Here is an 18,406-nt window from a genome sequence, read left to right on the forward strand (position 1 = left end):
CCTCTTTTTTAATTATCTTAAGCAGTTAAAGAGTTATCTTCCTTGTTTTGCCAGGCCAGAGGATCTAAGGCCAGTTCACCTTTTCTAAGTTCAAAGTGTAGATGAGGACCAGTTGATCTGCCACTACTTCCAGATAAAGCAATTTTTTGGCCAAAACGCACAAACTGACCTTCTTCTACCAACAACTTGGAGTTATGAGCATAAAGAGAAATAAGTCCATTTTTATGCTTGAGGATAACGGTTTTGCCATAACCTGCCTTTTCTCCTGCAAAAATTACCTTTCCTGACCAGCAGGCTTTAACTTCAGTATTTTTTGGCACTGCAATATCTATCCCGCTATGCCAGGCCTTCTGACCGGTAAACGGATCAATTCGCCATCCAAAGGAAGAGCTTATTTCTCCCTTTACAGGCCAAACAAAGTTTTCCCCTAGTCTTTTATCAGGTGCAAGGCTCTGGGGAAAAGCAACAATGCCACCCTTAGGGCTTTGCTTTTGCTCAACTATCTTCCTGGCCAATCTATCCACTTGCTCATCTATATTTTGGGCTTCTTTATCTACTTCTGCAACGGAAGAATTTAAATGCTGTACTCGTTCCTTTAGTTGTTCAAAAATAAGCTCGCTTAAACCTATTCCTCCACTTTTGGCCATAATTTTACTCAACTCTATATCAAAAAGGCTTAAATACATATCCTCTTCTTTGCTATGTAAATAACCTTCTTTAGGTACAGTTTTGCGCATTTGTTCCCAGATTTTTTGCAAAAAAATAGCTTCAAAATCCTGGGCTACTTCTTTTAATTTTTTTAGTTCTCTTTGTTTTTGCTGCTTATGAGCAATATTTACACTCTTTTCTGTAGCCTTTTCTAAGGCTATTTTACCTAATTTAAGAAAATAATCTGTTTTCATTTTAAATTATCTCTAACTTAGCGTGTAAAGCTCCTGCAGCTTTCAGGGTCCTTAATATAGAGATTAAATCTCTAGGTGTAGCACCCATGGCATTTAAGCCTTTTACCAGTTCTTGAATAGTAGCTCCCTTTAAGAGAACAAGATTCTTTTTTTCTTCTTTTACTCCCAGTTGAGTTCTAGGCACTACAGTTGTTTCTCCCTGAGAAAAACTTTCTGGCTGAGAAACCTGGGGCAATTCCTGCACCACTATGTGTAAATTGCCATGGGAAATGGCTACTGGAGAAATGGTTACATGCTCTCCTAACACCACTGTGCCAGTTTTTTCATCCACTACAACCTTAGCTGGAGTATCTGGATTTATTTCTAAATTTTCTAAGGTAGCTAAAAAGGGTATTAAGTTGTTTTTAAACCTTTCAGGAATCTTTACTTTTACAGTGGAAATATTGGGAGCAGAAGCCAAGGGAGCATTAAAACTACTATTTATTCGGTTTAAAATTTGATTGGTGGTAGAAAAATCAAAGGTTGCTAAATTTAAGGTAATCTCTTCTTGCTTGGAAAAATCAAAGGGGATACCTCGTTCCACAATAGCACCACCAGGAATTCTAGCCACAGTGGCAATATTTTTGGCAGCAGTAGCTGCCTCTCCTCCAGCAGAAAAACCTCCCACTGCCAGGGCCCCCTGAGCCAGGGCATAAATCTTGCCATCTATACCTCTTAAAGGAGTTTGCAATAACACCCCACCCAGTAAACTACTGGCATCTCCAATGGAAGAAACTGTTACGTCCAGTTTACTACCAGGTCTGGCAGAAACAGGCATTTGAGCTGTAACCATCACTGCAGCTACGTTTTTTACCTTAAGGGAGTTTCTATCCACTCTTACTCCCATGTTTTCCAGCATATTGACCAGAGATTGAATGGTAAATTGGGTATTACTCTTATCTCCTGTACCAGAAAGTCCCACCACCAGACCATAACCAATAAGCTGGTTGGTGCGCACGCCTGAGACCTGGGCAATATCCTTTATCCTTACTCCCAGCACCCAGGAACTAGAAGAGAAAAGGAAAACAGAGACAAACACCAATATTCTTTGCCACATACTAAACTCCTAAAAAGGCCAGATATTATCCAACAACCTGGTCAACCAACCTGGTTTTTGCTTGTCTGCCAAAATCCCTTCACCATATATTTCGATTTTGGCATCAGCCAGATAATTGGAAGAAATGGAATTATCAGCAGCAATATCTTTTGTTCTGGCCAAACCTCGAACCACAATAATTTGGGTTTCTCCATTCACCCTGATTTCTCTGGCTCCTTCAATCTGCAACAGACCATTGGATAACACTTTAACCACTCTAGCAGCAATACTGGCAGTAATATCTGATTCGCGTTTGGTTTCTCCAGAACCATCAAAGGTAGAAGCTGAACTGGCTTTTACTAAAGGAGTAGAGCCCACTGCTGCTCTTGGGCCCAGATTGGGACCAAATCCCAGAACAGAGCCTACAGGAACTGCTCGCATGTTTTGTTGGCCAAAAAAATTCGTTACTCCCAGGTTTAAAGTAGACTCTTTGTCTGCTTTGGTAGAAGCTTTATTCTTAGCTGAAACAGTTTCCACAATATTGACCACCACAATATCTCCAACCTGTCTGGCCCTGCTATCAGCAAAAAGCAAATTAACTTCCCCTTCTTTAAACAAACTGCCAGGGTTTTCTTCTGGCTGGGCTACCTCTTCCTGGGGCAAGGGAGATAAGGCAGGAACAGGAGCAACCTTTTTTTGACTGGGAGCACAAGCTCCCAAGATAAAACAAAAAACTAAAATAAGAGCTAATCTTTTCATTGTCTCTTCTCCCTAAAATACCCTGATTTCTCCAGAATTAATGACCTTGCCTATTATTTTGCGTTGACTATCCATATTTTTCACCACAATCTTTTCCCCTAAAAAACCATCTTCTAAAGCTATGCCTATTCCTTTTAAAAGCACACTATTACCCTGGTAAACAATAGTTACCTTGTCTCCTTTACTTACAACTGGAATGGGCTCTAACTTATCCAGGGTAAGTACTTCTCCCACTCCTAAACTTACTCGCAGCCGATAATTAAAATTTTTACCATTCCAGATATCTTTAGAAATATAAGCCAAGTTTTTTAATTTATAAGTAATTACAGCAGGATTCAAAGGTTCACCTCGATTCAAAGGAGCACCCAAAACCGGAACACTTTTCCACACATCAACAAAAACACTGCCACTATAACTTCCCCTTTTTTGGTTAAAAGCATCTCTTACTTCTGCTACCACTCCATTTCTACCCACCTTGGGTCGGCCGACAATTTTTATTTTTAAATGCTCTTTTTTATTTAAAAATATAGCTGAAGAAAACATGAAATCCCTGAAATTTACTTTTTCTCCTTTAGCAACAAAGATGGGCAATAACTCTTTCTGAACTAAATGAAAAATATCCTGAGGAGATAGAACCTTATCTGCTTTTTTCAAAACAAGACGAGAAGGATATATAAGCTTACTAGCAAGAGAGCCTATATGGAAAGCAAAAGCTTTATTTACTTCCTCTTTATTAAGATAATAAACCCTATTATCTTTAACTTTAAAAATAATCTTATCCTTTAATTTTAACCATAAGCTATCAAGTTTATTATTTTTATACACCAAATCTTGAAAATAAAACACTCCACTGGGAGTAGCTGCATATTCTTTAACCTTAAAAAATTCCTCTCCCTGACTATAGCTAACTAGACCCAAGCAAAAAACTAAAGTAAAAAAAATCCTTCTCATTATCTCTTCATTTGATTGGCAATCTGGAGCATCTGGTCAGAAGTAGTAATGGCCTTTGAATTTATTTCAAAAGCTCTCTGGCCAACAATCATGTTGACCATTTCTTCTACCAGCTCCACATTGGACATTTCTAAAAAACCCTGGGCAATGGTGCCCACATTATTTTCTCCTGGAGTACCTTCTGTGGCTTCCCCTGAAGCCTCAGTGGGTAAAAACAAATTGCGCCCCATACTTTTTAATCCACTGGGGTTAATAAAGGTATATAGGGGAATATCTGCAGAAGCCAGTTCATTGCCTTCTTTATCCAGGGCAGCAATATGTCCGGTTTCTGTAACCACTATATTTTGAGTCTCTGCAGGCACAGTAAATTCAGGCTGCAATACATAGCCATTGGCTGTAACCACTCTACCTTCACTATCCAGTTTAAAAGCTCCAGCCCGGGTATAAGCTGGCTCACCATTTACCATTACCTGAAAAAAACCATCTCCTTCTATGGCCAAATCCAAGGGATTACCGGTATTTTGATAATCACCTTGAGAAAAGAGCTTGTGCACACTCACAGGTCTGACTCCCATTCCAATCTGCATACCCACAGGAATTCTAGAACCCTGGTTTTCCACTCCAGCAATTTTTAGATTCTGGTACATTAAATCTTCAAACTCTGCTCTACTTTTCTTAAAACCAATGGTGTTTACATTGGCTAAGTTATTGGCAGTAACATCAATATTTAGCTGCTGGGCAATCATTCCTGTGGCTGCTGTCCATAGGGATCTCATCATATTACTTTCTCCTCTTTAATAAAAACTTATCTTGTTGTTCCCACATCTCTTATGGCCTTTTGATCCTCTTCCTGAGAGGTAGTCATGGCCTTTTGTAAAGATTCAAAGGTCCTTAAGGTATCTATCATGCTCACCATTTCCTCTACTACCTGTACATTGGAATCCTCTAAATAACCCTGCTTGACCAAAGCATTTTCCAGAGGGACTTCTTGAGCTTTGTTTCCTTCAATATATAAAAGATTCTCTCCTTCTTTTTTTAAACTTCTTAAATCTGTCACGGTAACTACAGCTAAATTACCTATGATATCTCCATCCACGCTTATTTGTCCCTTTTCATTAATGACAATTTGACCGGTTTCAGGAAGTTCAATAGGTCCACCTTCTCCCAAAACAGGATATCCTTGAGCAGTAACCAGATTGCCACTTACAGGGTCTCTGGCAAAACTACCATTGCGAGTATACCTTATGCCTCCTGGAGTCTGGACTTTAAAAAAACCTTCTCCTTCAATAGCTACATCTAAAGAATTGCCAGTAAGCTTTAAAGCTCCTTGATTAAAGTCCACATAATTTCCAGTAAGACGAGTTTCTGACACGAGATTGGCCTCAGGCCAGGGCACTACTGGCTTTAAGGAAGTATTGGGGTCCACATAATCAGAGGCAAAACGGGTAAAAACATCTGCAAAAGCGGTTTTTTCCCTTTTAAAACCTACTGTGTTTACATTGGCCAAATTATTGGCAATTATATTCAAACGAAATTCCTGGCTTAAGGCTCCAAAAAGGGCAGAATACATTCCCTTCTGCATTTTTTACCTCCTTGTTGGTTCAACTAGCAAATAATAGACCAATACCTTTAAAATTAATCTTAAAAACAAAAATAAAATCCAAAAAATATACAAAAATAGGCTGTTTTTCTCTTGACAAGACCCAGACTATACTGATTATAAATAGTTGCTTCGAGCGGGTGTAACTCAGTTGGTAGAGTGCAAGCTTCCCAAGCTTGGAGTCGCGGGTTCGAATCCCGTCACCCGCTCCACTCCACCCAAAAAAGGTAAAAGATGGAGTGGACCCCTTTTCGGGTCCACTTTTTTTTTAAGGAACAAAAAAATGAATATTGAAGAAAAATTAAAAGAAATCATTCAACAACAATGCCTTATAAACCAGGTTGAATTATGGGGACTAGAGATATCTCTACCCAAAGGAAAAAAAGGTATTATTAGAGTTTATGCAGATAAAAAAGAAGGTATTAACATAGATGAACTGGCTAAACTAAGCAGAGACATTGAAGTTGTCCTGGATATAGAAGAAATGATTCCCAATTCTTATGTTTTGGAAGTATCTTCTCCAGGATTAAATAGAAAATTTTTTAAACCAGAACAACTAACTCAATATCTTGGACAAGAAATAAAAGTTAAATTAAAAACTCCATTAAATAAAAGAAAAGTAATCAAAGGCAACTTAAAGGAAGTAAAAGAAAATATTTTTACAATTGATACAGGTAAAGAAAATATAGAAATAGATTTTTTTGAAACAGAAAAGATAAATCTAGAATATAAGTTCTAGAGATAGGAGTAAAAATATGAGTACTGAATTAAAAAAAGTAATTGAACAAATATCTAAAGACAAAGGTATAGATAAAGATTTACTAATTGATACTTTAGAAGAAGCTGTAAGAGTTTCTGCTTATAAAAAATATGGTGATGATATAGACATAGAAGTTAGTTTTAATGAAGAAACCAATGAAATAGAAGTATACCAATTTAAAGTAGTTGTAGAAGAGGTCAATAATCCTCAGTTAGAGATTTCCTTAGAAGAAGCTAAAATTCATGATGGAAACATTCAAGTTGGCGACGAACTTGGTTTCAAGTTGAAAATAGAAGATCTAGGAAGAATAGCAGCTCAATCCGCAAAACAAATCATCATCCAAAAGATGAGAGATGCCGAGCAAGAAATCATTTATGAAGAATACAAAGACAGAGTTGGAGAGATTATAAATGGTATTATTCAACGCAGAGACAAACAAGGACTAATTATTAATTTAGGTCGTACAGAGGCTTTGCTTCCCAAAAATGAAATGATCCCAACAGAGCGGTACCAGCGCAACGATCGTATTCAGGCATATATCATAGAAGTAAAAAAAGAAGGAAGAGGACCTCAAATCATTGTTTCCCGTTCTCATCCTGATTATGTAAAGGCATTATTCTTCAGGGAAGTACCAGAAGTGGCAGACGGGACAGTAAAAATTATGGCTGTAGCCAGAGACCCGGGCAAGCGAGCAAAAGTAGCAGTTATGACTCAAGACTCAGATGTTGATCCAGTAGGAGCTTGCGTAGGGGTAAAGGGCTCTCGAATTCACAACATAGTTTCTGAACTAAAGGGAGAAAAAATCGATATAGTTATCTGGAGTCCTGACATTGCCACCTATGCAGCCAATGCCCTGGCTCCAGCCAGAATATCTAAAATCTTTGTAGATGAAGAAGAAAAGATTTTGGAAATCATTGTTCCAGACGATCAACTCACACCTGCTATTGGACAAAGAGGACAAAATGTAAAACTTGCTTCCAGGCTCCTGGGATGGAAAATAGATGTCTATACTGAAACTAGATATAGTCAATTAAATGAAGATAAGCGCATCTTAGAACAATTAGCTAGTGTAGCAGAAGTTCCAATGCAAAACTTTTTAGACGCAGGATTTGAAAGTCTAGAGGATGTGTCTAATGCTAGTGAAGAAGAACTCTTACAGGTAGAAGGAGTCTCTGAAGAAAAAATAGCTGATATTAAAGCAGCAATAAATCTTTTGAGTAGTAATAAGTAGAGGAATGAAAAAAGGTCATATTCCCATAAGAACTTGTATTATATGTAAAAAAAAAGCACCTAAGTTTAAACTTATTCGCTATGTAAAAATAAATGATACATTGGTAATAGATGAAAACCAGATAAAGCCGGGTCGCGGATTTTATATTTGTAGTGAAGAATGTAAACAAAAATTAGCAAAATATAAAGGCTGGCCAAAGAAGTGTAAGGGGGTAAAAAATAATGGCTAAAAAACGTGTACGAGAATTGGCTCAAGAATTAGGAGTAACTACTAAAGAAGTAATCCAAGCAGCAAAAGAAATAGATTTGCACATAAAAAGTCATATGACTGGACTGACAGAAGAACAGGTAGAAAGCCTAACCAGGATTATTTCTTCTCAAAAGGAAAGTAAAAAAGAAGTAGAAGAAAGAAAGGCGAAAGACGGTGTAATTATTAGAAGACGTAAACGTACTAGAGTCAAAAAAACAAGCACAGAACCAACAAAAGAAGATAAGGAAAAAGAACAAAAAGAAGAAAAAAAAGATACACCAGAAACCAAGCCAACCCCCAAAGCTAAGATAATATCCACTCCTTCCCCGGAAAAAGTAAGCCAGCCAGAAGCAAAGGAAAAAACAGATAAAGAAATAAAAGCTAAAGAAACAGAAGAAACAAGAGAAAAAGAGCAAATTAAAAAGGAAATAGAAGAGAAAAAAGAATCTCCTAAACAGAAAGAGGAAAAACCTAAAGAATCCAAGCCAGTAAGAAAGCCAAGAAAAAGAAGAAAACCCTCCTTTCAAAAAGAAAAGGTACAGGTAAAAATCATATCTAAGCCAGAAGAAAAGGAGAAAACAGAACCCACCCAAGTAGATAAGACAACTCCGCCTGTAAAAACTCAAGAAGAAACTCAAAGCAAACAGGAAGAAAAATCTGCTCTTGCCCCTCAAAAACAAACGCCTAAAGTACAGTCAGAGCCTCAAGTGCTATCCAAAGCTGAAGAAAAAAAGAAAAAAGGGAAAAAGGCCTTTTGGAAAGAAAAAGAGGAAGAAGAAAAACTTTTTGAAACCAAAAAAAAGAAAAAAGGGAAAAAAGCGCTTAGAGAAAAAAGTACCAAAAGAGTTGTAGATTTTTCCGACTATTACGAAGAAGAAAAAGAAGAAGTCTTGGAGCCAATTATAGAAGAAGCTCCTCAAAAAACTAAGCCTTCCAAGGGTAAGAAGAAAAAAGGAAAAGAAGAGAAAAAAAGCACCACTCCCACTCAACTCTTAAAGAGTACAAAACGCAAAATAAAAATAGAAGAAGGCATTAGAGTCGCAGATTTAGCCCAAAAAATGGGAGTAAAGGCCCAGGAAATTATAAAGCTTCTTTTCTCTTTGGGAATTATGGCTACTATCAACCAGTCTATTGATATAGAAAGTGCTTCTTTAGTAGCTGCTGAATTTGGGTTTGAAGTGGAGAAATCTGGCTTTAGTGAAGAAGAATATCTCCAAACAGCTCAGGAAGATAAACCAGAAGACCTTAAACCCCGTCCACCAGTGGTAACCATTATGGGACATGTAGACCATGGAAAAACCTCTCTGCTTGATGCCATTAGGTCCTCTAATATTACAGCCAAAGAAGCTGGAGGAATTACCCAGCACATTGGAGCCTATTATGTAAAGACTAGCAAAGGAGATGTAGTCTTCCTGGATACTCCAGGTCACGAAGCTTTTACTGCTATGCGGGCCAGAGGAGCTCAGGTAACCGATATTGTCATCCTGGTTGTGGCTGCTGATGATGGAGTTATGGACCAGACCAGAGAAGCTATAAACCACGCTAAAGCAGCTAATGTACCTATTATTGTGGCTATAAACAAAATTGATAAAGAAGGGGCCAATCCAGAAAAGGTCAAAAGAGAACTGGCAGAACATGGCCTTATCCCTGAAGATTGGGGAGGAGATACTATTTTTACTGAAGTCTCAGCCAAAAAGAAAATCGGCCTGGATGATCTTCTGGAAATGCTCTTATTGCAGGCAGAAGTTCTGGAACTAAAAGCCAATCCCAATAAACCTGCTAGAGGTTATATCATTGAAGCCAAGCTGGACAAAGGTAAAGGACCTGTAGGCACCCTACTTATTCAAGAAGGTACTCTAAAACAAGGTGATGCCTTTGTATGTGGGCTTCAGGCTGGTAAAGTTAGGGCTATGCTCAATGACCAGGGTAAAAAGATAAAAGAAGCTGGCCCCTCCATGCCTGTAGAAATTCAAGGTTTCGACGGCCTACCCAATGCAGGAGATGAGTTCATCGTTGTAGAAAATGAAAAGGTAGCCAGAAAAATAGCTGAAAACAGACAGATAAAACAAAGGGAAAAAGAACTGGCTAAAAAGAATAAAATTTCCCTGGAAAACTTCCTCCAGGGCAAGCTAGAAGGGGAAGCCAAAACCCTTAACCTGGTAGTTAAGGCCGATGTACAAGGTTCTCTCGAAGCTGTAAGTGAATCTTTACGCAAATTGTCTACAGAAGAAGTAAAAATAGAAATTATTCACGGTGGAACAGGAGCTATCACTGAAAGTGACGTAATGCTTGCTGCTGCTTCTTCAGCCATTATTATTGGTTTCAATGTTAGACCTACAGCTAAAGTAAAACAAGTTGCTGAAAGAGAAAATGTAGAGATTCGTTTCTATGATGTTATCTATCACTTAACTAATGAAATAAAAGACGCAATGTCTGGTATGCTTGCTCCTGTTGTAAAAGAAGAATACCTCGGGCAAGCAGAAGTATTACAGACTTTTAACGTTCCAAAAGTTGGTAGAGTTGCTGGATGTATGGTTATAGACGGAAAACTTATGCGTAATGCAAAAATAAGACTACTTAGAGAAGGAGTTGTAATCTATACAGGTAAGCTTAGCTCTTTAAAACGTTTTAAAGATGATGTAAAAGAAGTTCAAAAAGGGTATGAATGTGGAGTTGGGTTGGAAAACTACAATGATATTAAAGTTGGAGACATAATAGAAGCTTTTGAAGAAGTTGAAGAAAAAGCAACTCTAGGTTAAAATGATTGTAGGTATTTTAAAGGTAACCTTTAGACTCCATGGGATATTTTCTCTAAAAGAAAAAAGAAAAATATCCTCTAGTTTAAAACAAAAATTAAGGAACAAATATAACATAGCCATTGCAGAAGTAGAAAATCAAGACAGCACTGATTTCTTGACCATAGGTGTCTCTACTCTATCCAATGAGATGAGACAAACTGAAAGCATATTGTCTAAAGTAAAAGACTCTATCGAAGCTATGACTTCAGAAGAAATAGTAGAAATAAATACAGACTTTTTTGGATATTAAATATGGAAAAAAAATCTTATAAAAAAGAAAAATTAGCAGAAGCTATAAAAGAGAATTTATCTCTTATCTTACTAGAAGAATCCAATAATGAACTTTTTTTAGCTCTAACTATTACAGGAGTAAAATTAAGTAAAGACCTAAGAAAAGCAATTATTTTATATACTCATTTAGAAGGGAATAAAGAAAATATTCTGGTATCACTGAATAAAGCCAAGGGATTTTTTAGAACCAACCTGGCTAAAAGACTAAAGACAAAATATATTCCAGAACTTATATTTGAATGGGATAGTTTTATGGAGCAGATGATTTATGAAGGATAAAATTAAAGAAGTTCTGCTCAAAGAAGATAATTTTTTAATCACTGCCCATCTCAATCCAGACGGAGATGCAATTGGGTCCATGTGTGCCGTGGGTTTTTTACTACAAAAATTAAATAAAAATTTTGTATTTTACAATCAATCTCCTTTTCCTCAAAAGTTTAGCTGGTTATCTCTGCCCTCTCCCTGGTCTCAGGAATTACCCTCCAATAAACCCAACTGGTTAATTATTTTAGACAGCGGAGATAGTTTACGCATAGGAGAAGACCTTCAACCCTGGTTAAAAGATATTCCCAGCATAAACATAGACCATCACTTAAGCAATCCTCTTTTTGGAACTTTAAATTGGGTCAATCCTCAAGCTTCTTCTGTAGGGGAAATGATAGCTGAACTCTGTGCGGACTTGAATATAAAACTTGAAGACAAGCTAGCAGAAGCTCTTTATTTAGCCATCTTAAGTGATACTGGTTCTTTTTCTTATGGCAACACTACTTCCAGGGCTCACTACTGGGCAGGAGAAATGATTGCCAACGGTCTGGATGTAGGTAAAATAAATGCTCTCTTGAATCAAAATCTAACTTTAAATAAATTAAAATTAATGGCCAGGGTACTGGGCTCCACTGAGTTAAAGGAAAAAGGACAAATTGCTCTAATTAAAATAACTCAAAAAATGTTTACTGAAACCAGCACCTCTATAGAAGATTGTGAAGGATTTATTAACTATATTCGTAACTTACAAGGAGTAAAAATAGCTGCAAGTTTAAGAGAAGAAAAAGACCAGACCATAAAATTTAGCCTTCGCTCCTATGGAGATATAAATGTCCAAAAAATTGCCCAGGAATTAAAAGGTGGGGGGCATAAGAATGCAGCTGGTGGCACTCTGCCTGGGCCTTTAGAAAAGGCAGAAGAAATTTTATTAACTACTATAAAAAAGAATTTAACTATATGAAAAACATAGACGGTTTGCTGTTATTAAATAAACCCAGAGGAATAACTTCTACTGCGTGTTTGAATAAACTAAAAAGAAAGTTTAAGTTAAAAAAAATAGGTCATGGTGGGACATTAGATCCTCTGGCTACTGGACTTTTGCTGGTATTTCTGGGTAAAGCTACTAAGCTTTCTCCCTTTTTGATGCAAAGGGAAAAGGTGTACAGGGGAGTTTTAGAACTGGGTAAAACAAGTGCCAGTTATGATGCAGATTCAGAAGTAATAGAAAAAAAAGACTGGTCTTATCTAAGCGCAGAAGAAGTAAAAAAAGAAGTACTTAACTGGCTCAACCTTGAAGAACAAGAAGTGCCACCCATTTCTGCTGCCAAACACAAAGGAAAACCTCTTTACTTTCGCGTAAGAAAAGGCGAAGATATCCCTGTAAAGAGGAAAAAAATAAAGATCTTTGAAGTAAAGGTATTAAAAACAGAGTTGCCCTTTGTCCACTTTTGGGTTCGGTGTAGTGCAGGCACCTATATCCGTTCCCTGGCCCACAGCCTGGGGAAACGATTGGGGTGCGGAGCTATACTTACAGAGCTTACCAGGGAAGAATGCACGCCCTTTAAATTGGAGCAAGCTTACTCCCTGGAGCAAGTCTTAGAAGAGGGACTGGAAGGAAAAGTGCTGAGCTTTAAAGAAGCCTTAGCCAACTGGCCTCATCTTACAGTTAATCCCTATTTAGAGGAAAAAATAAAAAACGGGGCCATACTAAGCCCTCTAGAACTTCCTCTTCAACCCAAAGAGGGCCTGAAGGTTCTCATCTCTAATCAAAAAGAAGAGCCTCTGGCTCTCCTGGAGTGTCAGGACGAGTTAAACCCAAGGTGGAAAATTTTAAGGGGACTCTGGAGCTAAAAAATAAAAAGGAGGTATATTGCTGTGGTAATGACACCAGAAGAAAAGGCAAAAATCATTGAAGAATTCAAAAGGCATGATGGAGACACAGGTTCTCCAGAGGTTCAAATTGCTCTCTTAACTGCCAGAATCAAGCACCTAACAGAGCATTTTAAAGTCCACAAAAAAGATGTTCATTCTCGTATGGGCTTATTAAAACTGGTAGGAAGAAGAAGAGGTCTTTTAAATTATCTCAAGAAAAAAGACATTGAACGCTACAGAGCAATTTTAGAAAAATTAAACTTAAGAAAATAGTTTAAAAGGGGCTTCAAAAGCCCCTTTTAATTCTCAATTTACAAAAGAGAGGAACGAGTATTTATGTTACAAGTTAAGACAAGTGCACCTTACGGGGAGCAAGAAATAACCTTAGAATATGGCCGATTGGCTTTACAAGCCAACGGAGCAATCTGGGCTCAATGGGGAGAAACTGTAGTTTTAGTTACTGCTACAGCCCAACCCATTGAAATACAACCAGACTTTATGCCTCTTACGGTCAACTATCAAGAAATGTCCTATGCTGCAGGAAGAATCCCTGGTGGCTATTTTCGAAGAGAAATAGGACGTCCCAGTGAAAGAGAGACTTTAGTCTCCAGATTAATAGATCGTCCCATAAGACCACTTTTCCCCAAAGGACTAAATCACGAAGTACAGGTCATTGCCACTGTACTCTCTGCTGATGCCATCCACGACCCTGATATTCTGGCCATGACTGGAGCTTCTGCAGCTCTTACCATTTCTAATATTCCCTTTTTAGGTCCCATTGCAGGAGTAAGAGTGGGATATATAGAGGGTAATTTTATCTTAAATCCCACTACCGAACAAATCACCCAAAGTGAGTTAAACCTGGTTTTAGCCTGCACTCAAGAAGGCGTGGTAATGGTAGAAGGTGGGGCCAGGTTTGTTCCTGAAGACTTGTTAGCTGAAGCCATAGCCTGGGGACAGGAACAGGCTAAGCCTATTATCGAAGCTCAAGAAGAACTCAGACAAAAATGTGGACAGGAAAAATTAGTTTTTACTCTCCCAGAAATCCCTGAAGATCTTAAAGCTGAAGTTCGTAATTTAATTTATGAAGATTTAAAACACGCCTTGAGTATTGGAGAAAAATTAAAGAGAAAAACAGCTAAAAAAGAAGTACACCAAAAGGTTCAAGAACAATTAGCTGAAAAATATAAAGAAAATCCTGAATTCTCTTCTCAGCTAAAAGAAATATTAGAAGAGCTAGAAAAAGAAATAGTCCGCCAAAAAATAGTTCAACAAAATATTCGCATAGACGGACGAGACTTAACAACAGTAAGACCTATTGAGATTGAGGTGGGTCTTTTGCCCAGAACTCACGGATCTGCTATTTTTGCCCGGGGAGAAACCAAAGTCTTAAGTATTGCCACTCTGGGAAGTTCTTCTGACGAACAAAGAGTGGAAACCCTGGCTGGAGATAGCAGCAAGCGCTTCATGCTCCACTACAATTTTCCACCCTACTGTGTGGGAGAAGTAAAACCTTTGCGTGGACCTTCTAGAAGAGAAATAGGCCACGGGGCATTAGCAGAAAGGGCTCTAGAACCTGTTTTGCCTTCAGAAGAAGAGTTTCCCTTTACTTTGCGTATTGTTTCAGAAGTAATGGAAAGCAATGGTTCCTCTTCCATGGCCACTGTTTGCGGTGGTTCTTTGGCTCTCATGGATGCTGGAGTACCCATAAAGGAGCACGTGGCTGGCATTGCCATGGGCCTCATAAAAGAGAGTGATAATTATTATGTTCTAACTGATATTTTAGGAGACGAAGACCATCTGGGTGATATGGATTTTAAAGTAGCTGGTACCAAAGACGGTATTACAGCCATTCAAATGGATATAAAAATAACTGGTATCCCCAGTGAAGTCATGAAAAAAGCTCTTTTTCAAGCTAGAGAAGCTAGATTACACATCCTGGAAAAGATGAACCAGGTGCTTTCTGCTCCCAGAACCGAAGTGTCTCCTTATGCACCCAAGGTAACCACTTTAGAAGTAGCTCCAGATAGAATTAGAGATATCATCGGTCCCATGGGTAAAACCATAAAGGCTATTACTGCCAGTACTGGTTCTACTGTGGATATAGAAGAAAGTGGCAAAATCACTATCTTTGCTCCCAATAAGGAAGCTCTGGACAAAACTGTAGAAATGATTCTCTACTTCAATCAGAAACCAGAATTGGGTAAAAACTACTCTGGATTAGTCAAAAAGATTTTAGATTTTGGCGCAGTAGTGGAGATTTTACCTGGTGTTGATGGACTTTTACACATCTCTCAGCTAGCTGAACATAAGGTGAACAAGGTTGAAGATATTGTTAAAGTAGGAGATACGGTAAAGGTAAAAGTTGTAGAAATAGATGACCATGGCAAGATAAGATTAAGTAAAGTTGCTGTGCTTAGGGAAGAAAACGGGGAAGAAATAGATTTAAAAGACTATTCCCAGCCTAAGCCCAGATCAAGAAATAACTCCCGTCATCCGCACCAGCGGAGGAGATAAGAGGAGGAAGAAAATGCCCATTTTTGAATTCCAATGTGTAAAATGTGGACACATCCAGGAGTTTTTACTCAAAAATCAAAACGATACAGTGGAATTAAAATGTGAAAAATGTGGAGGCGAAGAACTAACCAGAGTACTTAGTCAAGTCTCCTACTCTGTAACCACTTCTTCTGGCCAAAAGGCCTCGATGACCAGCAAGAATTGCGGTGGCAACAGTTGTACAACCATGAGCTTCCCTGGCCCAAGTTAATCTTGGGCCTTTTTCTATTAATCTTCTAGAGTTATATTTAGTTAAAAATTTAAAGATAGCTTGTTTTAAACAAACTATACTTTACATATAATAATCATATAGTGCTATTCAGTTTGTAGAATCTTTAGCTAGTGCTATTTTCCTAAAACATATTTAATAACCTTTTTTACTATTCTCGATCTAGGAGGATAAAGTTAATAAAAATCTATAGGGAAGATCAAATGAGCAAGCCCCAAAAGGAGCAAAATGCCAGCAAAGTTCAAAAAGACTTTACTGAGACTAAGTCAGGACAAACAAGTTGTTGTTGCCAGACTTCATCCTGTGCTGAAGCTTCTAAAGACATATCCCTATCCACGCCTGCTAAGCTGGGAGTTAAGGCCAGAGAAAGTCTGGGCAACAAAAAGACCTTGAACATAGAACTTCTGGCTATTGACTTAAATACCTGTCAGCGCTGCGCCCCAACCAGCGCAAACTTAAAAACAGCTGTGCGTCTTCTCACTCCTGTGGCAGAAGCACTCGGAATTCAGCTAAACCTCCAGGAGATTGTGGTACAAACTCCAGAACAAGCCAAAAAACTGGCTTTACTTTCTTCTCCCACCATAAGGATAAATGGTCAGGATATTGCCCAGGATATTCGAGAATCTGAATGCGAATCATGCGCAGAGCTGACCCAAAACAAAATTCCAATTAACTGTCGTGAGTGGCATTATCAAGGACGAGTTTATTTTGCCGCTCCCCTGCCCCTGTTACTGGAAGCAATCATGAAGGCCATGCTAAACATAGACAAACCACCAATGGTTCCTTTGCCCCTTGCAAAATTACCAGAAAATCTCCAAAAGTATTTTAAAAATAAAAAACAATCCTCCTCAAAGTGCTGTTAAGCCCTCATCCTTTCTTGCCAATCTACCCAAAAGCTCAAGATAATTTGCTCTCTTTTACGAACTCCTTATAAAATACAACCAGCAGTCCTTCCAGCTTAAATCCCTCTCTTGCCCTTAAGAAAGAGGCAAAATAAAGCAACTATCCTTTTATTTAGAAAATTAATCATTCTCACACCCTGAAAAATTCAAAAAATAACCTTTTTTTGACTTAAATCAAAGAAATAGATTATGAATAACACTAAACCTAGACTCAACAAAAACAACAAGGAGGAAACTATGTTTTGTTATCAATGTGAACAGACTGCCCAGGGTAAAGGTTGTACCAAGATTGGCGTATGTGGAAAACAACCTGATACCGCAGCTCTGCAAGACCTTTTAATATACGCTCTTAAAGGCTTAAGTGAAGTCAGTCTCAAGGCTAAAGAACTGGGGATAGACACCAGCAAAAACGACAAATTCCTATTTGAAGCCATTTTTGCCACTCTCACCAATGTAAACTTTGACTCTCAGGATATTTCCAGGTTTATTCAGGAAACAGTAAGATTAAGAGAAGAATTAAAAAAGGAAATCCTGGCCAGGGAAAAGGTAGAATTTTCTGAATTAGCCAATTTCCAACCTGCTACCAGCTTGGAAGAACTGGTAAAACAAGGAGAAGAGCATTCTCTTTTAGCTGAAAAAGATCCCAATGAAGACATTGAATCCCTGAAACAAACCCTTACCTATGGCCTTAAGGGCGTAGCAGCTTATGCAGATCATGCCTATTTACTGGGGCAAAAAGACCCAAGTATTGCTGACTTTTGTTACCAGGCCCTGTTAGCCACAACCACTAAAGATAAAACCCTGGAAGAATGGGTAAATCTGGTCCTGGAATGTGGTAAAGTAAACTTAAAGGCCATGGAATTCCTAGATGCTGGCAATACTTCCACCTTTGGACATCCAGTGCCTACAAAGGTGCCTCTGGGGCACAAAAAAGGCAAAGCCATTTTGGTCTCTGGGCATGACCTTTTGGACCTCAAACTTTTGTTAGAACAGACCAAGGATAAAGGGATTTACATCTATACTCACGGTGAGATGCTGCCTGCCCATGGCTATCCTGAACTCAAAAAATACCCCCACTTTTATGGCCACTACGGAACTGCCTGGCAAAATCAACAAAAGGAATTTGCGGCTTTTCCCGGGGCTATCTTAATGACCACCAATTGTATTCAAAAACCCCAAAAGACCTATCAGGAAAACATTTTTACCACTGGAGTAGTAGGCTGGCCAGGAGTGGAACATATTGGAGAAGATAAGGACTTTACTCCAGTAATCGAAAAAGCCCTTGCTTTGCCAGGGTTTGCTGAAGATGAAGAAAAAGGTGAAGTTATGGTAGGCTTTGCCCGAAATAGTGTCTTATCTGTTGCAGACAAGGTTATTGAAGGGATAAAAGCTGGTAAAATCAGACACTTCTTCCTGGTAGCTGGGTGTGATGGAGCCAAGCCCGGCAGAAACTACTACACCGAATTCGTGGAAAAAGTGCCTCAGGATTGTATTGTTCTTACCTTAGCCTGTGGTAAGTTCCGTTTCTTTGACAAACAACTGGGAGATATTGACGGCATTCCCAGACTTTTGGATATTGGCCAATGTAATGATGCCTACTCTGCTCTCCAGATTGCTCTGGCTCTGGCCAAAGCCTTTAACTGTGATGTCAATGACTTACCTCTTTCCTTAGTGCTTTCCTGGTATGAACAAAAGGCCGTGGCTATTTTACTTACCTTACTGGCTTTGGGTATTAAAAACATCAAAATAGGTCCTAGTTTGCCTGCTTTTATTACTCCTAACGTCTTAAACTTCCTGGTAGAAAACTATAATATCAAACCCATCTCCACTCCAGACGAAGATCTAAAAGAAATCTTAGGCTAAGACCCTTAAAGGGGAGCTTTAGCTCCCCTTTTTTAATTCTCTAAAAAAAGCCTATCTCTTCTCACAATAAAAAAACAAAGAATCTTTTTAAAAACTTTACAACC

Annotated in this window: 19 protein-coding genes and 1 tRNA gene; 14 read left to right on the forward strand and 6 right to left on the reverse strand. The window is 38.4% G+C overall.

Going from position 1 to position 18,406, the window contains the following annotated elements:
• Positions 1 to 17 precede the first annotated feature (17 nt).
• The 6 genes from ACTCIM_RS01415 to flgF are packed head-to-tail and all read right to left on the reverse strand — an operon-like array spanning position 18 to position 5,269.
• A complete protein-coding gene (locus ACTCIM_RS01415) occupies positions 18 to 902 on the reverse strand; it encodes a peptidoglycan DD-metalloendopeptidase family protein (RefSeq protein WP_472313437.1) in 885 nt (294 codons plus the stop codon).
• Position 903: 1 nt separating this feature from the next.
• The gene (locus ACTCIM_RS01420) at positions 904 to 1,998 is read right to left on the reverse strand and encodes a flagellar basal body P-ring protein FlgI (protein ID WP_472313440.1); all 1,095 of its coding nucleotides are present in this window, start codon (positions 1,996 to 1,998) and stop codon (positions 904 to 906) included.
• A 9-nt stretch (positions 1,999 to 2,007) separates the two neighbouring features.
• Positions 2,008 to 2,736, reverse strand: a complete 729-nt coding sequence (locus tag ACTCIM_RS01425; RefSeq protein WP_029968948.1) for a flagellar basal body L-ring protein FlgH — start codon at positions 2,734 to 2,736, stop codon at positions 2,008 to 2,010.
• Positions 2,737 to 2,748: 12 nt separating this feature from the next.
• Positions 2,749 to 3,687, reverse strand: coding sequence for a flagellar basal body P-ring formation chaperone FlgA (flgA, locus tag ACTCIM_RS01430; RefSeq protein ID WP_464279913.1), 939 nt, complete (start codon positions 3,685 to 3,687; stop codon positions 2,749 to 2,751).
• The gene (flgG, locus tag ACTCIM_RS01435; RefSeq protein ID WP_029968953.1) at positions 3,687 to 4,466 is read right to left on the reverse strand and encodes a flagellar basal-body rod protein FlgG; all 780 of its coding nucleotides are present in this window, start codon (positions 4,464 to 4,466) and stop codon (positions 3,687 to 3,689) included. Before flgG ends, flgA begins: the two co-directional genes overlap by 1 nt.
• 26 nt (positions 4,467 to 4,492) lie before the next feature.
• Positions 4,493 to 5,269, reverse strand: coding sequence for a flagellar basal-body rod protein FlgF (flgF, locus tag ACTCIM_RS01440; protein WP_029968955.1), 777 nt, complete (start codon positions 5,267 to 5,269; stop codon positions 4,493 to 4,495).
• 154 nt (positions 5,270 to 5,423) lie between these two features.
• On the opposite strand from flgF, the gene ACTCIM_RS01445 reads away from it, so the two are divergent.
• The 14 genes from ACTCIM_RS01445 to hcp all read left to right on the forward strand — a co-directional run bounded on the left by ACTCIM_RS01445 (position 5,424) and on the right by hcp (position 18,302).
• Positions 5,424 to 5,499: transfer RNA gene (locus ACTCIM_RS01445), tRNA-Gly, on the forward strand.
• Positions 5,500 to 5,570: 71 nt separating this feature from the next.
• Positions 5,571 to 6,026 carry a hypothetical protein gene (locus tag ACTCIM_RS01450; RefSeq protein ID WP_472313443.1) on the forward strand — a complete coding sequence of 152 codons (456 nt, stop codon included), beginning with the start codon at positions 5,571 to 5,573 and terminating at the stop codon, positions 6,024 to 6,026.
• 16 nt (positions 6,027 to 6,042) lie between these two features.
• Positions 6,043 to 7,278 carry a transcription termination factor NusA gene (gene nusA / locus ACTCIM_RS01455; RefSeq protein ID WP_464279916.1) on the forward strand — a complete coding sequence of 412 codons (1,236 nt, stop codon included), beginning with the start codon at positions 6,043 to 6,045 and terminating at the stop codon, positions 7,276 to 7,278.
• Positions 7,279 to 7,282: 4 nt separating this feature from the next.
• Complete coding sequence (locus ACTCIM_RS01460; protein ID WP_464279917.1) at positions 7,283 to 7,507, forward strand: YlxR family protein; 225 nt, start codon at positions 7,283 to 7,285, stop codon at positions 7,505 to 7,507.
• Complete coding sequence (infB, locus tag ACTCIM_RS01465) at positions 7,500 to 10,286, forward strand: translation initiation factor IF-2 (RefSeq protein WP_472313446.1); 2,787 nt, start codon at positions 7,500 to 7,502, stop codon at positions 10,284 to 10,286. The genes ACTCIM_RS01460 and infB overlap by 8 nt, the downstream gene beginning before the upstream one ends.
• Position 10,287: 1 nt before the next feature.
• On the forward strand, positions 10,288 to 10,575 hold the full coding sequence (locus tag ACTCIM_RS01470; RefSeq protein WP_029965426.1) for a DUF503 family protein: 288 nt from the start codon (positions 10,288 to 10,290) through the stop codon (positions 10,573 to 10,575).
• 2 nt (positions 10,576 to 10,577) lie between these two features.
• The gene (rbfA, locus tag ACTCIM_RS01475; protein WP_464279919.1) at positions 10,578 to 10,895 is read left to right on the forward strand and encodes a 30S ribosome-binding factor RbfA; all 318 of its coding nucleotides are present in this window, start codon (positions 10,578 to 10,580) and stop codon (positions 10,893 to 10,895) included.
• Positions 10,885 to 11,841, forward strand: coding sequence for a DHH family phosphoesterase (locus ACTCIM_RS01480; protein ID WP_464279920.1), 957 nt, complete (start codon positions 10,885 to 10,887; stop codon positions 11,839 to 11,841). The genes rbfA and ACTCIM_RS01480 overlap by 11 nt, the downstream gene beginning before the upstream one ends.
• Complete coding sequence (truB, locus tag ACTCIM_RS01485) at positions 11,838 to 12,731, forward strand: tRNA pseudouridine(55) synthase TruB (RefSeq protein WP_472313448.1); 894 nt, start codon at positions 11,838 to 11,840, stop codon at positions 12,729 to 12,731. Before ACTCIM_RS01480 ends, truB begins: the two co-directional genes overlap by 4 nt.
• Before the next feature lie 24 nt (positions 12,732 to 12,755).
• Positions 12,756 to 13,025, forward strand: a complete 270-nt coding sequence (gene rpsO / locus ACTCIM_RS01490; RefSeq protein ID WP_464279921.1) for a 30S ribosomal protein S15 — start codon at positions 12,756 to 12,758, stop codon at positions 13,023 to 13,025.
• A gap of 63 nt (positions 13,026 to 13,088) precedes the next feature.
• Positions 13,089 to 15,269, forward strand: coding sequence for a polyribonucleotide nucleotidyltransferase (gene pnp, locus ACTCIM_RS01495; RefSeq protein ID WP_472313451.1), 2,181 nt, complete (start codon positions 13,089 to 13,091; stop codon positions 15,267 to 15,269).
• Positions 15,270 to 15,282: 13 nt separating this feature from the next.
• Entirely contained in the window at positions 15,283 to 15,519 is a 237-nt protein-coding gene (locus ACTCIM_RS01500) for an FmdB family zinc ribbon protein (RefSeq protein ID WP_029965434.1), read from the forward strand.
• 221 nt (positions 15,520 to 15,740) lie between these two features.
• Positions 15,741 to 16,400 carry a DUF2703 domain-containing protein gene (locus tag ACTCIM_RS01505; RefSeq protein ID WP_472313454.1) on the forward strand — a complete coding sequence of 220 codons (660 nt, stop codon included), beginning with the start codon at positions 15,741 to 15,743 and terminating at the stop codon, positions 16,398 to 16,400.
• A gap of 276 nt (positions 16,401 to 16,676) precedes the next feature.
• Complete coding sequence (hcp, locus tag ACTCIM_RS01510; RefSeq protein WP_472313457.1) at positions 16,677 to 18,302, forward strand: hydroxylamine reductase; 1,626 nt, start codon at positions 16,677 to 16,679, stop codon at positions 18,300 to 18,302.
• Positions 18,303 to 18,406 lie beyond the last annotated feature (104 nt).

It is taken from the genome of Desulfonauticus sp. (assembly GCF_055126295.1).

Excerpts from the sequence above, each read along its gene's own strand:
- ACTCIM_RS01415 (WP_472313437.1), bottom strand. The coding sequence starts at position 902 with ATGAAAACAGATTATTTTCTTAAATTAGGTAAAATAGCCTTAGAAAAG.
- ACTCIM_RS01420 (WP_472313440.1), bottom strand. The coding sequence starts at position 1,998 with ATGTGGCAAAGAATATTGGTGTTTGTCTCTGTTTTCCTTTTCTCTTCT.
- ACTCIM_RS01425 (WP_029968948.1), bottom strand. The coding sequence starts at position 2,736 with ATGAAAAGATTAGCTCTTATTTTAGTTTTTTGTTTTATCTTGGGAGCT.
- flgA (WP_464279913.1), bottom strand. The coding sequence starts at position 3,687 with ATGAGAAGGATTTTTTTTACTTTAGTTTTTTGCTTGGGTCTAGTTAGC.
- flgG (WP_029968953.1), bottom strand. The coding sequence starts at position 4,466 with ATGATGAGATCCCTATGGACAGCAGCCACAGGAATGATTGCCCAGCAG.
- flgF (WP_029968955.1), bottom strand. The coding sequence starts at position 5,269 with ATGCAGAAGGGAATGTATTCTGCCCTTTTTGGAGCCTTAAGCCAGGAA.
- ACTCIM_RS01450 (WP_472313443.1), top strand. The coding sequence starts at position 5,571 with ATGAATATTGAAGAAAAATTAAAAGAAATCATTCAACAACAATGCCTT.
- nusA (WP_464279916.1), top strand. The coding sequence starts at position 6,043 with ATGAGTACTGAATTAAAAAAAGTAATTGAACAAATATCTAAAGACAAA.
- ACTCIM_RS01460 (WP_464279917.1), top strand. The coding sequence starts at position 7,283 with ATGAAAAAAGGTCATATTCCCATAAGAACTTGTATTATATGTAAAAAA.
- infB (WP_472313446.1), top strand. The coding sequence starts at position 7,500 with ATGGCTAAAAAACGTGTACGAGAATTGGCTCAAGAATTAGGAGTAACT.
- ACTCIM_RS01470 (WP_029965426.1), top strand. The coding sequence starts at position 10,288 with ATGATTGTAGGTATTTTAAAGGTAACCTTTAGACTCCATGGGATATTT.
- rbfA (WP_464279919.1), top strand. The coding sequence starts at position 10,578 with ATGGAAAAAAAATCTTATAAAAAAGAAAAATTAGCAGAAGCTATAAAA.
- ACTCIM_RS01480 (WP_464279920.1), top strand. The coding sequence starts at position 10,885 with ATGAAGGATAAAATTAAAGAAGTTCTGCTCAAAGAAGATAATTTTTTA.
- truB (WP_472313448.1), top strand. The coding sequence starts at position 11,838 with ATGAAAAACATAGACGGTTTGCTGTTATTAAATAAACCCAGAGGAATA.
- pnp (WP_472313451.1), top strand. The coding sequence starts at position 13,089 with ATGTTACAAGTTAAGACAAGTGCACCTTACGGGGAGCAAGAAATAACC.
- ACTCIM_RS01500 (WP_029965434.1), top strand. The coding sequence starts at position 15,283 with ATGCCCATTTTTGAATTCCAATGTGTAAAATGTGGACACATCCAGGAG.
- ACTCIM_RS01505 (WP_472313454.1), top strand. The coding sequence starts at position 15,741 with ATGAGCAAGCCCCAAAAGGAGCAAAATGCCAGCAAAGTTCAAAAAGAC.
- hcp (WP_472313457.1), top strand. The coding sequence starts at position 16,677 with ATGTTTTGTTATCAATGTGAACAGACTGCCCAGGGTAAAGGTTGTACC.